Annotated in this window: 15 protein-coding genes and 1 pseudogene; 8 read left to right on the forward strand and 8 right to left on the reverse strand. The window is 60.4% G+C overall.

Going from position 1 to position 12,201, the window contains the following annotated elements; genetic code table 11:
* Positions 1 to 111: 111 nt before the first annotated feature.
* From KP699_RS15160 to KP699_RS15175, 4 genes and pseudogenes are all read left to right on the forward strand, one after another.
* Positions 112 to 438 (forward strand): annotated as a pseudogene (locus KP699_RS15160) (3'(2'),5'-bisphosphate nucleotidase CysQ); the annotation flags it as partial.
* Between the two features lie 5 nt (positions 439 to 443).
* Positions 444 to 1,436 carry an L-threonylcarbamoyladenylate synthase gene (locus KP699_RS15165; RefSeq protein WP_215763217.1) on the forward strand — a complete coding sequence of 331 codons (993 nt, stop codon included), beginning with the start codon at positions 444 to 446 and terminating at the stop codon, positions 1,434 to 1,436.
* A complete protein-coding gene (locus KP699_RS15170; RefSeq protein WP_212356228.1) occupies positions 1,433 to 1,978 on the forward strand; it encodes a hypothetical protein in 546 nt (181 codons plus the stop codon). Before KP699_RS15165 ends, KP699_RS15170 begins: the two co-directional genes overlap by 4 nt.
* 67 nt (positions 1,979 to 2,045) lie before the next feature.
* A complete protein-coding gene (locus KP699_RS15175) occupies positions 2,046 to 3,479 on the forward strand; it encodes an FAD-binding oxidoreductase (protein WP_215763218.1) in 1,434 nt (477 codons plus the stop codon).
* A 154-nt stretch (positions 3,480 to 3,633) separates the two neighbouring features.
* Here KP699_RS15175 and KP699_RS15180 read toward each other — a convergent pair whose 3' ends face one another.
* From KP699_RS15180 to KP699_RS15195, 4 genes are all read right to left on the reverse strand, one after another.
* Positions 3,634 to 4,101 carry a hypothetical protein gene (locus tag KP699_RS15180; protein ID WP_077930258.1) on the reverse strand — a complete coding sequence of 156 codons (468 nt, stop codon included), beginning with the start codon at positions 4,099 to 4,101 and terminating at the stop codon, positions 3,634 to 3,636.
* Positions 4,102 to 4,133: 32 nt separating this feature from the next.
* Positions 4,134 to 4,817, reverse strand: a complete 684-nt coding sequence (locus KP699_RS15185) for a hypothetical protein (RefSeq protein WP_237388685.1) — start codon at positions 4,815 to 4,817, stop codon at positions 4,134 to 4,136.
* 175 nt (positions 4,818 to 4,992) lie between these two features.
* A complete protein-coding gene (locus KP699_RS15190) occupies positions 4,993 to 5,247 on the reverse strand; it encodes a hypothetical protein (protein WP_215763219.1) in 255 nt (84 codons plus the stop codon).
* 73 nt (positions 5,248 to 5,320) lie between these two features.
* On the reverse strand, positions 5,321 to 5,899 hold the full coding sequence (locus KP699_RS15195) for a cob(I)yrinic acid a,c-diamide adenosyltransferase (RefSeq protein WP_215763220.1): 579 nt from the start codon (positions 5,897 to 5,899) through the stop codon (positions 5,321 to 5,323).
* A gap of 86 nt (positions 5,900 to 5,985) precedes the next feature.
* Between KP699_RS15195 and KP699_RS15200 the strand changes: the two genes are divergently transcribed.
* Both KP699_RS15200 and KP699_RS15205 read left to right on the forward strand, forming a co-directional pair.
* Complete coding sequence (locus KP699_RS15200; RefSeq protein WP_215763221.1) at positions 5,986 to 6,369, forward strand: DUF423 domain-containing protein; 384 nt, start codon at positions 5,986 to 5,988, stop codon at positions 6,367 to 6,369.
* Positions 6,366 to 7,334: an SAM-dependent methyltransferase gene (locus KP699_RS15205; protein WP_215763222.1), complete on the forward strand. Its 969-nt coding sequence runs from the start codon at positions 6,366 to 6,368 to the stop codon at positions 7,332 to 7,334. The genes KP699_RS15200 and KP699_RS15205 overlap by 4 nt, the downstream gene beginning before the upstream one ends.
* Here KP699_RS15205 and KP699_RS15210 read toward each other — a convergent pair.
* Positions 7,317 to 7,619: a hypothetical protein gene (locus tag KP699_RS15210; protein WP_215763223.1), complete on the reverse strand. Its 303-nt coding sequence runs from the start codon at positions 7,617 to 7,619 to the stop codon at positions 7,317 to 7,319. The genes KP699_RS15205 and KP699_RS15210 overlap by 18 nt on opposite strands.
* 87 nt (positions 7,620 to 7,706) lie before the next feature.
* Positions 7,707 to 8,321 carry a hypothetical protein gene (locus KP699_RS15215; protein WP_252347127.1) on the reverse strand — a complete coding sequence of 205 codons (615 nt, stop codon included), beginning with the start codon at positions 8,319 to 8,321 and terminating at the stop codon, positions 7,707 to 7,709.
* 40 nt (positions 8,322 to 8,361) lie between these two features.
* On the opposite strand from KP699_RS15215, the gene KP699_RS15220 reads away from it, so the two are divergent.
* Positions 8,362 to 8,613, forward strand: a complete 252-nt coding sequence (locus tag KP699_RS15220) for a DUF1653 domain-containing protein (protein WP_025827843.1) — start codon at positions 8,362 to 8,364, stop codon at positions 8,611 to 8,613.
* Between the two features lie 177 nt (positions 8,614 to 8,790).
* Positions 8,791 to 9,240 (forward strand): CHRD domain-containing protein, encoded by a 450-nt coding sequence (locus KP699_RS15225; RefSeq protein WP_215763224.1) that lies wholly within the window; start codon positions 8,791 to 8,793, stop codon positions 9,238 to 9,240.
* A 152-nt stretch (positions 9,241 to 9,392) separates the two neighbouring features.
* Here the strand turns inward: KP699_RS15225 and acs are convergent, their stop codons facing one another.
* On the reverse strand, positions 9,393 to 11,318 hold the full coding sequence (gene acs / locus KP699_RS15230; protein ID WP_308164934.1) for an acetate--CoA ligase: 1,926 nt from the start codon (positions 11,316 to 11,318) through the stop codon (positions 9,393 to 9,395).
* Positions 11,319 to 11,552: 234 nt separating this feature from the next.
* Positions 11,553 to 12,005: a DUF2501 domain-containing protein gene (locus tag KP699_RS15235; RefSeq protein WP_077930266.1), complete on the reverse strand. Its 453-nt coding sequence runs from the start codon at positions 12,003 to 12,005 to the stop codon at positions 11,553 to 11,555.
* Positions 12,006 to 12,201 lie beyond the last annotated feature (196 nt).

Genomic DNA, 12,201 nt, shown 5'->3' on the forward strand with positions numbered 1-12,201 from the left:
CCGTTATCCACACCCGCACACCACCTGCGGAAGGGCTGAGCGTTCTGGCCTCCCGCCATTATGCGGATGACCCGCGTCTGGCCGCCTATCTGGGGGAACGCCGCATCCGTTATCCACACCCGCACACCACCTGCGGAAGGGCTGAGCGTTCTGGCCTCCCGCCATTATGCGGATGACCCGCGTCTGGCCGCCTATCTGGGGGAACGCCGCATTGCCTCCGTAGGCAATATCGGGTCGGCCGTAAAATTTGCCCGCGTGGCGGAAGGCGCTGTGGATTTCTACCCCCGCCTTGGCCCGACCATGGAGTGGGACACAGCCGCCCCGCAGGCTATTGTGGAAGCCGCTGGCGGGCACGTCACACTTCTGGACGGCACCCCGCTGCTATACGGCAAACCGGACTGGAAAAMCCCGCCGTTTGTCTGCACCGGGACGCTCTGACCTCCATGACGGAACGCCTTGCCGCCACGCCAGCCGGGATAACCACCGCCGCCCGCATCCTGCGGGAGGGCGGGCTGGTGGCGTTTGGCACGGAAACTGTTTACGGGCTGGGGGGCGACGCCACACAGCCCGCCGCCGTTGCGCGTATTTTTGAAGCCAAGAACCGCCCGCGCTTCAACCCGCTCATTAGCCATTTTGCCAGTGCGGACGCCGCTTTTACGCAGGTGCAGGCCTGCCCGCTTGCGCAGAAACTGGCAGCAGCCTTCTGGCCCGGCCCACTCACACTTGTCCTGCCCCGCGCCCCCGGCAGCACGGTGAGCGATCTGGCTGCCGATGGCCTGTCCTCCCTTGCCGTGCGCGTGCCGCGCGGGGAGGCTGTGCTGGCTTTGCTGCGCGCCGTCGGGCGGCCCGTTGCAGCCCCTTCCGCCAACCGCTCCGGCCGCATCAGCCCCTCAGACGCCAGCCACGTTCTGGAAGAACTGACAGGCCGGATTGATGCCGTGCTGGATACCGGCCCCTGCGCCGTGGGGCTGGAAAGCACCGTGCTGGACCTGACTGACCCGGACCACCCCTGCCTGCTACGCCCCGGCGGTGTTCCGGTGGAAGCACTGGAAACCCTGTGCGGCCCCATTGCTCGCCCGGAAACGGAGGCTGACGCCGCCCCGCTTTCTCCGGGCCGGATGCTCTCCCACTACGCTCCCAGCCTGCCCGTACGCCTGAACGCCACCAGCGTTGGCCCGCGGGAAGGACTACTGGCATTTGGGCCGGTGCCGCTGCCCGGCGCTGCCGTTACATGGAACCTCAGTCCCACGGGCAATCTGGAAGAGGCCGCCGCCCGCCTGTTTTCCGGCCTGCGCTTTCTGGACAGCCAGCAGCCCACATTTGATCTGACCGGTCTTGCCGTGCAGCCAATCCCAGCAAACGGGCTAGGCCTTGCCATTCAGGATCGCCTGAACCGGGCAGCCGCCCCCCGGCCCGCAGAGCCGGACCTGTCATGAGCCAGATTGACCCCAAAGAAATCAAAATCCTTTCTGATATTCTGGCACTGGTGCTGGAAGAGCAGCAGGGGCAGTCCATGACGGCGCTTGAGGCCATCAAGGCCCGCGCCCGGCGGGACGGCATGACGGGTGGTGCGCTCAAAAACCTGTTTCAGACTCTGGCCCCGGACATTGACCGCCTGACCGCCGCCCGCAAAGCGACGGAAGGGGCGGAACTCCGCACGCTGGAAAACACCATCCACACCCTGCGCATCCAGTTGCATGACCGGGGAGAAATTCTGAACCGGATGGAACATAATCTGCGCATTGTGCGGAGCAATAATGAAAACCTGAAATCTCAGCTTCATGTTCTTCAGAATGCCCATGCGGAAGCCACTCACAGGCTCGGCATGAAAATGATGGACAGCAACTACCCTCGGCTGATGATTATTTTTGTGGCCGTTATGGCCGGGTTGCTGGCAGGTATTGCCGGTACCCAGCTTTTCCATTTGTTCTATGCTGCGTTTCACCCTGTAACAGACAACGCCCGCTATCTGTATTAAGGGCAGGACACACGCAACCTGCCCCGCCCCGTTTTGTAAGATCCTGACCCTGACCAAGGTTTTCACCATGTCCGACACGTCTCTGCCCCCAGCCCTTCTGACTGCCCTGTCTGATCTGCTCGGCCCCTCCGGCCTGCTGACCGATGCCGGGGATACAGAAGCGTTCTGCACAGACTGGCGGATGCTGTATCATGGCCGGTGTGCGGCGGTGTTACGCCCGGCCAGCACGGAGGACTGCGCAAAAGCTGTGGCCCTGTGTGCGGAGCATGGCGTGCCGATGGTGCCGCAGGGCGGCAACACCAGCATGGTCGGCGGGGCCACCCCGGATAACAGTGGCAAGGCGGTTGTCATTTCCACCAACCGCATGACGCGCATTCACACCATTGACCATGCCGACCTGACCATGACGGTGGAAGCAGGCGTCACCCTGAAAGCCGCGCAGGACGCCGCAGCGGCGGAAGGGCTGATGCTCCCGCTCTCCATCTCTTCCGAAGGTTCGGCAGAAATTGGCGGCATTCTGGCCACCAACGCAGGGGGCAACAACACCGTGCGGTACGGCAATGCGCGGGAACTGGCTCTGGGGCTGGAAGCCGTTCTGCCGGACGGACAGGTGCTGAACCTGATGCGCCGCCTGCGCAAGGATAATACGGGCTACGCGCTGCGGCAGTTGCTGATCGGGTCAGAAGGGACGCTGGGGCTGATCACCACCGCCATTATTCAGCTCCAGCCTGCCCCGCGTTCACGCGAGACCGCTCTGTGCGCGCTGGCTGACCCGCAGGCCGTGCTGAACCTGTTTGCCGCCTTCCGTAAGCAGGACCCGGCGGCCATTCAGGCCTTTGAATATATGTCCGGCACCAGCATGGCGCTGGTCAACAGCCTGATTGAAGGGGCGTCCCTCCCCCTGGAAGCCCCTGCGCCAGCCTATGCTCTGGTGGAACTGGGCAGCCCCCGCGCGGATGACAGCCTGCGCACCCTGATGGAAGATGTTCTGGGGCAGGCTCTGGAAGACGGTCTGGTGACGGACGCTGTTCTGGCGGAAAGTGAAGGCCAGCGTCAGGCGTTGTGGATGATCCGTGAGGAACATGCGGAAGCCCAGAAGCGCGCCGGAGCGTCCGTCAAGAATGATGTCTCTGTTCCGCTCTCCGCTATTCCCGAATTTATTACCAAAGCCACCGCCGCCTGTGAGGCACTGATCCCCGGGATCCGCGTCGCCCCGTTCGGGCATATCGGGGATGGCAACATCCACTTCAATCTGGTGCAGCCCGAAGGCATGGACCCCAAAGCCTTTCTGGCGCAGGACCATGCGATGATGGATACGGTTGCCGGAATTGTCCTCACGCTGGATGGATCTTTTTCTGCCGAACATGGGGTCGGGCAGCTTAAAACCTACATGATGCCCTCATGGCGTGGCGGCGCGGAACTGGATGCCATGCGCAAAATCAAAACCGCGCTGGACCCGAAAAACCTGATGAATCCGGGCAAGATTTTCCCTGAAAGCTGAACGCCAAAAACTGGAAACACCAAGACCAGATAACGGGCACCAGAAAACCAAAGTCGCGCTCCTCTTGTATTTTCAGGAAGGACGCGGCTTTTTTCAGCCAGACAGTCATTTCAGAAAATCAGGTTTAAGACGCGCAGAATAGGGAAAATCGCATTTATTTCCTGCGTGAAAAGAAATCCATTTCCGGGTAGCGCAACGCGGAAAGCTGGAGCAGCAGCGCAGGCAGCAGAACCACCCCAACCTCCAGACCCATAAGCCCGATTGCGGCTAGTGTCAGAATAGGGGCGACAATCCGTTCCGCATGGGCTGCGCGCGGGCTGCTACAGGCCAGAACAGAGCACAGGCCACCCACTGCAATAAACGCGGCGGCGGTTATGGCCCGGAAGGGATGCCGCAACATGCTGGGGGTCAGCCCGCCCATCACGCTATCCAGAGAAGACATGTCCGATGACCAACCCGCCAGCCCGAACAGAAAGCTGAAAGGTAGGATCAGCACGCCAAACACATCTTTCAGCAGCATGAGGAAGCCCATCACCACCGGGGGCAGCAGGACAAAGGCAACCCCAAGTGCGACATCAACCACAAGAACGACAAGCGCGGGCGTGACAGAATTATTCTTCATGCCCGCACTTTACTGCAAAATGTGTCAGGATTTCAGTCTTTCCACCATTTGACAGGCTGCGGTTCGTCACTCTCGGCGGAGACCAGAACTTCGTCTTCATCCTCATCATCCAGCGGTTTCAGACGCGGGCGACCACGCGGGCGGGCTTCAAGCTTTTTCCGCAGAGCCTGCATTTCCTCTTCCAGCGTTTCCACCGTGCGCTGGGCGCTGCGCAGGGCGCGTCCGGCTTCCGTCAGTTCTTCCTCACGCTCGGCCAGCTTGGCCTTCAGCTCACGCACCATGATATCCGCATGGGCCTGACGGGTCTCAAGCCCGCGCTGGGCAGTCTGCAAGGATTCAACCTGACGTTCCGCATCTTCAAACCGCAGTTTTTCATCTGCAAGCTGACGGCGCAGTCTGGAAACTTCCGTCGTATCTTCTTCAGAAAAATGCACAGCGCGGGATGTGGAGGCCGTGCGGGGCATTGCCAGCGTGCGCGGTGTTGTGCGGGCCAGAGAATGTTTTTCTACTGGTACATCACCATCTTTTACAAAACGGCGGCGTTTGCCCTGCGCAGGATCAGCAGCCGGGCGGGGTGTTCCCGCACGGGCGCGGGAGGGTGCGCCAAGCCGCTCAAGAGCGTTGCGCAGGGAGGCTTCTTCAAACGCCTCGTCCCGTTTTTCGTCACCCATGGGGGTGGATAAAAATGATGGTGTCTTCATAAATTCGGAAGTCACGCTTCTTTATACTTTCCTGACGCTGTCAAACATGAAAAACCGGATCTGTCACACGCAGCGGGTGCCGGCTTCTGCACCGGAGTCCGCCAGAACACTCCGAAAAATGTTTCCCTCACCTGCGGCAAGGTGGGCCATAACCCAACAGATTCCTGATATTTGTTGGTAAAGACCTGCCTTAACTTTCAAAAGCCCTCAGGCAGGTTTGCGGGCTCTGCTTACCACGCATTTCCCGGTTTTCAAAGGGTTTCCGGGGGTGCGGCGTCTTTTTTTGCCTTCCCACATCTTCAACAGAGTGTGCAGCGGACTGTGCCGCGTGATTTTCAGAAGAGGCAGACAACAAGAACACGCAAAGTTTTTTTGTCACTTGACCTCTCCTTTCAAAATATTTCCAGCGTCTGTTCTGCAAATAGTTCTGCAATCCTGTTTTCAATCACAAGGTATTTCCGGTCCGCCCGGCCTTTTTTGCCCCACCACGTTAAAAAAGGCTGAACACCATTCCGCTCTTACACGCCTTTCCGCTGCGCGGCCGGAGTCCAGACAAGGTCTGTTGCGCCATCCTGATTAAAATGCCGCGCCAGCACAAAGAAATAGTCAGACAACCGGTTGAGAAGTTTCAGCAGTTCCGGGTTGACCGCCTCAAGCTGCGCCAGCGCCACCACGCGCCGCTCTGTTGTGCGGGCGTGCGTGCGCGCCAGATGCGCCCATGCCGCCGCAGGGGTACCGCCGGGCAGTACAAAGCTGGTCAGGGGAGCCTGCGCCTGTCGCCACTGCTCCACCCAGTTTTCCAGACAGGCCAGAAAATCTCCGTTCATCCGGCTGGCCGTGCGTGCTTTCGGCCCTTCGGGCTGGCACAGATCAGCCCCCATATCAAAAAGCCAGTTCTGGAGCTGCTCCAGATGTACAGCCGCGGCACTCTCACCCGCCGCATGGCTGCGCAACAGCCCCACCACCGCGTTCAGTTCATCCAGACACCCCATGGCTTCAATCCGCGCGCTGTCCTTGGAGACGCGGCTGCCATCCCCCAGAGACGTCTGCCCGGCATCCCCACCACGGGTCACAACGCGATCAATACGGATACTCATAGGGTGTCCTCTTCTGCTCAGGTTCGTCTGCTTCAGGCAGGTTTCTGCTTCCGCCCTGCCCGGTTCTGCCTCTATAAAGCGGCATCATGCTTTCATTATCCAGTCTCCCCCGTTCATGGCGTGTCTGCGGCGCTCTGCTTGCAGGCTTTGGCACCATTTCTGGCGCGCTGATCGCGCATCTGCCTGACGCAGATTTCGGCCCCGGTGGCCGCCTGATGGCGCATGGCGCGCTGGAGATGCAGATGTGGCACGGGCTGGCCCTGCTGGTTCTGGGGCTGACAACGCGTGACCGCCCGGCAAAACCGCTGACACTGGGCGGCTGCGGCCTGCTACTGGGCACGCTGCTGTTTTGCGGTGGCGTGTATTACACAGCCCTGACAGGCCAGCACGCAGCTCATATTGCGCCCACAGGCGGCAGCATTCTCATCCTCTCATGGCTCTGCCTCGCTGCAGGGTGGCTGCGCGGATGAGTGGCGGAGCTTCAGAGGTGATTCGTGGCGCATGGCTTGGCGCGGAAGGGCTGGAAGCCGTTCTGGAACAGGATCTCCTGCGGCGCGGCGTGACCATAGACCGCTGGCATGGGCAGCTTGCGCTCTCCCGCCAGCCGTCCGTTTTTTCCCCCTGGGCGCTGGATGTGTGGGAAGCACCGGAGCAGGTCACCATCCCGTCCATTAAAGGGGCGGCAAAAATCCTGCGGGGGCATCAGCGCAACTGGGGTCTGTATGCTGCTGATTTCTTCCGCCGGGCTGCGCTGATTGAAGAAAACCTGCCGCCCATCAAAACCGCGCTTCTGACCTTCCCCACCGCTGCACCCACCGCCCCTCTTGGCGCGTGGACCCTGCTGACACCGGACACCATGCTGTTCTCCGCCCGCAAAAGCAGCCCGTTTATCAACGGGGCTCCGAAATTTGTGGAAAACCGGACAGGGCCACCCTCCCGCGCCTACCTGAAACTGTGGGAAGCCTGCACTCTGCTACGCCGCTGGCCACAACCGGGCGAGACCTGTCTGGATCTGGGAGCCACCCCCGGCGGCTGGACATGGGCCATTGCCCAGCTTGGCGCGGACGTGACAGCCATTGACCGCGCCCCGCTGGACCCGGCTGTGGCCGCCATGCCGCATGTGCAGTTTCAGCAAGGCAGCGCCTTCGGGCTGGAGCCCGCCTCCTTTCCGGAAGTTGACTGGGTTTTTTCCGATATTATTGCCTACCCCGCCCGCCTGCTGACGCTGGCCAGACGCTGGATAGAGTCCGGGCGCACACGGAACATGGTGCTGACCGTCAAATTTCAGGGCGACACGGACCATGAGACCGTTGCCGCCTTTGAGGCTATTCCCGGCGGCAGCCTGCGCCATCTGGCGCATAACAAACATGAGCTGACATTTTTCTGGTCTCAGGCCGGGGCCGAGGCGGAAGCGCCCTCAGCGCCTGCGGTCTAAAAGCCGCTCGCCCCAGCGCACCAGCACAATTGCCAGCAGGAAGCAGAGCACCATAAGGCCTGCCGCTATCATCTGCTGCTGGCTTGCGTTGCCGTCGGCCGCCAGAACCTGAAGCACTGAGGCCCCGACATGCTGGCCTGTCTGGCGGTCAACCCATGGGAGCAAACTCAGCCCTTCGCGCAGCAGGCTGATCAGCAGAGCCGTCAGCCCTACGGTGCAGAGTGTTTTCAGCACTGTGCGCCAGAGACTGCCAGAAGATGTGGGGGGAGGCCTGTTTTCCGGCATACTCTCTCCGTTTTTGGGCTTTAAGATCCAGTCCGTGCGCAAAAGAGGCCGGACTGGCTCTTAAGGCGGTCAAAGTCGTGTTGTGTGTTATTCAGAAACGGGGTGGCCGCTTTTCTTCATAGCCGCCTGATGGCGGCGGATGGAGGTTTTAAAGCCCGGCAGGTCCGTCGCCACCAGCGTGTCCGCATACGCGCCTTTTTTCCAGACCCAGCGGTCAGACCCGTCCACCACAATATCTTTCATGATCCCGTGAGAAGACGGCCCGAGGGTGATCGGCCCGCTGACGGAATCCAGAACTTTCACCCACCGGCCCTTCTGCTGCAAATAGACATCTGTTGAGCATCCGGCAGAGCCGCACAGGCTGGCGGACTGCACCTGCACAAACAGGCCAATGCTTTTCCCGCTGGCAGAAAGGGGGGCCGAGCCGATCAGCACCAGCGGTTTTTCATGGTGCCGGGCGGCGGAGGCCAGATCATCCGCGTTCAGAATACGGGCCTGCTTATCCAGCGCCGTGCCGGGCTGGCTCGTCATGATAACCGGGTCCCCGCTTTGCGATGCCGTGGCCTTGCTGGCATGGCCTTTATGCGTGCTGCTGGTGTGTGTGCCTGTCTTTGCGCGCGCTGCCACGTAACCGGGGGCCGCGCTCAGGGCCAGCACGGCGAGAGCAGCCAGCGCCCGGCCTGAAAGAACATGTCGGTTCAAGGTTGCGATCCCCCCGCAAGCTGTGGAACAGAAGACTACCATGAAAACGCACGACCCCAACATTCTCGATACACCCGAACCCGACCATCCGCGCCCCGGCCCGTACCGACATTATAAAGGCGGACTTTATACCGTGATTTGTGTCGGGCGCCACAGCGAGACCGAGGAATGGCTTGTTACCTACCGGAGTGAAGCCCGAGGGGATTACTGGGTGCGGCCTCTGGCCATGTGGCAGGAAACCGTAAATGGCGTGCCGCGTTTTGCTCCCATCCCGCAGCCTGAAACCGAATAACCGACCCATTCAGACTATTCAGACTATTCAGAACCGGGTTCCCAATAAAAAGAGAGACCCTGATCAACACAGAGATGTGTGCACTCAGAACTTCTTTAAAAACACCTCAGGGAACCCGGCCGCATAAAGCGCGTTTAGATCTTCTGTAAGACACATTATACTTCACAGGAGACGACTATGATTTCAAAAAAACATTTTACGCTTAGCGCTGCTCTTCTGACCGGCGCTCTGGCTTTTGCGCCAGCCCTGTCCCACGCGGAAACCATCCAGACCGAAGGCCATTTTGCCAGTGCAAAAGCCACGCCGTCCCGCGTTACCGGCGGTGTCCGCGCCACGCTGGAAACTGAAAACAATCAGCTCAGCTACACCATTACGTGGAATAACCTGTCTGGCCCGGTGACCGGCGCTGAACTGATGGCGGCGAAGGATCTTTCCAAAACAGCGGAAAAAGTTGCGGATCTGAAAGGCCCGTATGTTGCCCCGCTGACCGGCACCCTGACGCTCAGCTCAGACCAGATTGATCTGTATCGTCATGGTCAGTTGTTTGTGGGTCTGGGCACCGCCGCCCACCCGCATGGTGAAGTGCGTGCGCAGCTCGTTCCGGCTCCGGGCACCGACACCAAATAATCTGGTGCTATTCTGACGGGCACTCAGAAAAAAACGGGGGCTGGCAGAACCGCCAGCCCCCGTTTTCTATAGCGACCAAGTCTCGCGCAGAGAAAAAATACCGTCTGCCAGTGCTGGTCTAAAAGCCTTTCCCCTTTTACCGGGCGAAAACCTTAAGCATCCTGCGCCTTCACCTGAGCAATCAGTTCCGGCACGATCTCAGGGTCAGCCAGAGTGGACAGATCCCCCAGCCCTTCCAGATCATGCATTGCGATCTTGCGCAGCAGGCGGCGGACGATTTTGCCAGACCGGGTTTTGGGCAGATCCCGCACCACATAGATTTTCTCAGGCACAGCGTAACGCCCGACGCCTTCGGCTACGGCACGATTTACCGCGGATGGATGGAAGACGCCTTCCTCCTTCGGCACGACAAACACCACCAGCCCCTGACCTTTGAGGTCATGCGGAATACCCACGGCGGCACTTTCCACCACCTCATGGTCCATCGCCACGGCATCTTCAATTTCCGCCGTGCCAATCCGGTGGCCGGAAACATTCACCACATCATCAACGCGGCCGGTAATCCAGTAATAGCCGTCAGCCTCCCGCCGCGCGCCATCGCCCGTAAAATAATAGCCCGGACAGGTGGTAAAGTAAGTCTGGCGGAAACGATCATGATCTTTCCAGATAGACAGCGCCTGCCCCGGCCATGATGCCGCCATACACAGCAGGCCTTCCCCCGCCCCGTCCACAACCTGCCCCTGCATATCCAGCAATGTCGCCCGCACACCGGGCAGCGGCAGGCAGGCCGCACCGGGGCGCGGCGTTACACAGCCCGCAGCAGCGGTAATCATCACGCCGCCGGTTTCCGTCTGCCACCAGGTATCCACCACGGGGCAGCGGCCTTTACCCACTTCATCATGGAACCACTGCCAGGCTTCCGGGCTGATCGGTTCCCCCACCGTGCCAATCACGCGCAGGCTGGCCAGTGAACGGCTCCGCACCACATCATTCCCTTCCCGCATGACGCCCCGCACGACTGTGGGGGAGGAATAGAAAACGGTTACGCCATACTGGTCGATCACATCCCACCAGCGGCCCGGCGCGGGCCATGAGGGCAGACCTTCATACACCAGAATGGTGCCGCCATTGGCCAGCGGGCCATAGACCACGTAGGTGTGGCCGGTAATCCAGCTTGTATCCGCCGTACACCAGAAAATATCGTCGGGCTTATGGTCAAACACAGTGGCGTGGGTAAACGCGGCCCACACCAGATAACCGCCGGAGCCATGCACCAGACCTTTGGGCCGCCCGGTGCTGCCTGACGTATACAGCAGAAAAAGCGGGTCCTGCGCGCTCATGCTCTCTGCCGGGCAGTCTGACAGCTCCTGCGCGACCTCATCCGTGTAAAACAGGTCCCGCTCCGGCTGCATCGGCACATCCGCCCCGGTCACGGACACAACGAGAACATGCCGCACCCGGCTTTCCGCACCGCAGCGCGCAATGGCCTCGTCCATAATGGTTTTGCTCGGGATGCGCTTGTCCCCCCGGCGCGCCACATCGGCTGTCAGCACCAGCACGGCGCCGCTGTCACTCAGGCGCTCGGCCAGACCCTCCGCCGAGAAGCCGCCAAACAGCACAACATGTACTGCACCAATCCGGGCGCAGGCCAGCATGCCGATAATCCCTTCCACCACCATGGGCAGATGGATCGCGACGCAATCCCCCTTCTTCACGCCCAGACGCCGCAGCACATTGGCCAGACGGCACACACGGGCATGAAGCTCCTGATAGGTCAGGCTCTCCTTCTGGTCCTCGTCCTGCCCCTGCCAGATCAGCGCGGGCTTATCGGGCTGGCTGCGGACATGCCGGTCCAGACAGTTTTCCGAGACGTTCAGAGACCCGTCAGAAAACCAGTCAACACGCACATCACCCGTAAAATCGGAGCGGGACGCCTGTTGCGGCGGAACATGCCAGACAAGCTTGCGGGCCTGCTCAAGCCAGAAGGCTTCAGGCTCCTGCCCGGCCTTCAGCACCATGTCTTTGTATTGCCCGGCTGTCAGCCCTGCTCCAGCCGGAGCTTCAAACGCTTCTGACACGCTCGTTCCGCTCCCTTGATACTCTGCGCCCTGCTGTGTCTGATTGCAGGGACAGAATGGTTTTGATCACATCAGGAGCAAGGGGGAAAGGCACAGCCACTTGATCGGAAATATTAAAATTATTCCATAAAACGCAGAAAGGGCCAGCCGGTATCCGACTGACCCTTCCCGGCTCCGGCTTTTTACACCTGGCGCGGCTTAACCCCGCCCGATGCAAATGGCCTGAGGCATGCCTTACAGAGCGGCCTTGGCGCGATCCAGAACAGCTTTACAGGTCTTCTGGCGCACAGGGATGCTGGACGTGGCAATAGAGTAGGTTTTGCCATTGGCCTGCAACTGGCCTGCCGTGCCACGGGCATAGAACATGTTGCCTTCCTGACCGTCCGGCACAGCGTTCGTTTTCTGATTGTAGGACTGGAGCACCTTGAAGGCGTCGTCATAATCAGCGACGTAGTTGTTCTGGGTGCAGTAGTTCAGCAGACCACCGACTTCAGCCGGGTTGATGGAACCAACATAACCGGACAGGTCCGTGTCGGTCAGCGTTGCAGTTTTAACGCCAGTTTCAGCCTGCTCACCCCCTTTGGAGACGGGAGCCGGGGTATCGGCAGCGTGAGCAAACAGCGGCGCGCCGGCCAGCATTGTTGTAACAGCAAGCGCCGACAGGGCACGTACGGAAATCAGTTTCATTCAGAATCTCCCTAGCGGAATATGCGCCAAACTGGCCTGCAAATTCAGGAAAGATCAAGCCAGCCCCCTGCGCACCAAGAGCATGGCAGCCCACAGCCTGCCCGCCACATTCCTACGGCCAGACCGCAGACCGCACGCAAAACAGAACCGGGCCGCACGCCTGCCCTCTGCCCCATCCTGTCTCTTATACACATCT

The organism is Acetobacter sp. P1H12_c, assembly GCF_018811975.1.
GTDB lineage: Bacteria > Pseudomonadota > Alphaproteobacteria > Acetobacterales > Acetobacteraceae > Acetobacter > Acetobacter persici.

Excerpts from the sequence above, each read along its gene's own strand:
- KP699_RS15235 (WP_077930266.1), bottom strand. The coding sequence starts at position 12,005 with ATGAAACTGATTTCCGTACGTGCCCTGTCGGCGCTTGCTGTTACAACA.
- KP699_RS15225 (WP_215763224.1), top strand. The coding sequence starts at position 8,791 with ATGATTTCAAAAAAACATTTTACGCTTAGCGCTGCTCTTCTGACCGGC.
- KP699_RS15220 (WP_025827843.1), top strand. The coding sequence starts at position 8,362 with ATGAAAACGCACGACCCCAACATTCTCGATACACCCGAACCCGACCAT.
- KP699_RS15165 (WP_215763217.1), top strand. The coding sequence starts at position 444 with ATGACGGAACGCCTTGCCGCCACGCCAGCCGGGATAACCACCGCCGCC.
- KP699_RS15180 (WP_077930258.1), bottom strand. The coding sequence starts at position 4,101 with ATGAAGAATAATTCTGTCACGCCCGCGCTTGTCGTTCTTGTGGTTGAT.
- KP699_RS15175 (WP_215763218.1), top strand. The coding sequence starts at position 2,046 with ATGTCCGACACGTCTCTGCCCCCAGCCCTTCTGACTGCCCTGTCTGAT.
- KP699_RS15170 (WP_212356228.1), top strand. The coding sequence starts at position 1,433 with ATGAGCCAGATTGACCCCAAAGAAATCAAAATCCTTTCTGATATTCTG.
- KP699_RS15205 (WP_215763222.1), top strand. The coding sequence starts at position 6,366 with ATGAGTGGCGGAGCTTCAGAGGTGATTCGTGGCGCATGGCTTGGCGCG.
- KP699_RS15195 (WP_215763220.1), bottom strand. The coding sequence starts at position 5,899 with ATGAGTATCCGTATTGATCGCGTTGTGACCCGTGGTGGGGATGCCGGG.
- KP699_RS15210 (WP_215763223.1), bottom strand. The coding sequence starts at position 7,619 with ATGCCGGAAAACAGGCCTCCCCCCACATCTTCTGGCAGTCTCTGGCGC.
- KP699_RS15200 (WP_215763221.1), top strand. The coding sequence starts at position 5,986 with ATGCTTTCATTATCCAGTCTCCCCCGTTCATGGCGTGTCTGCGGCGCT.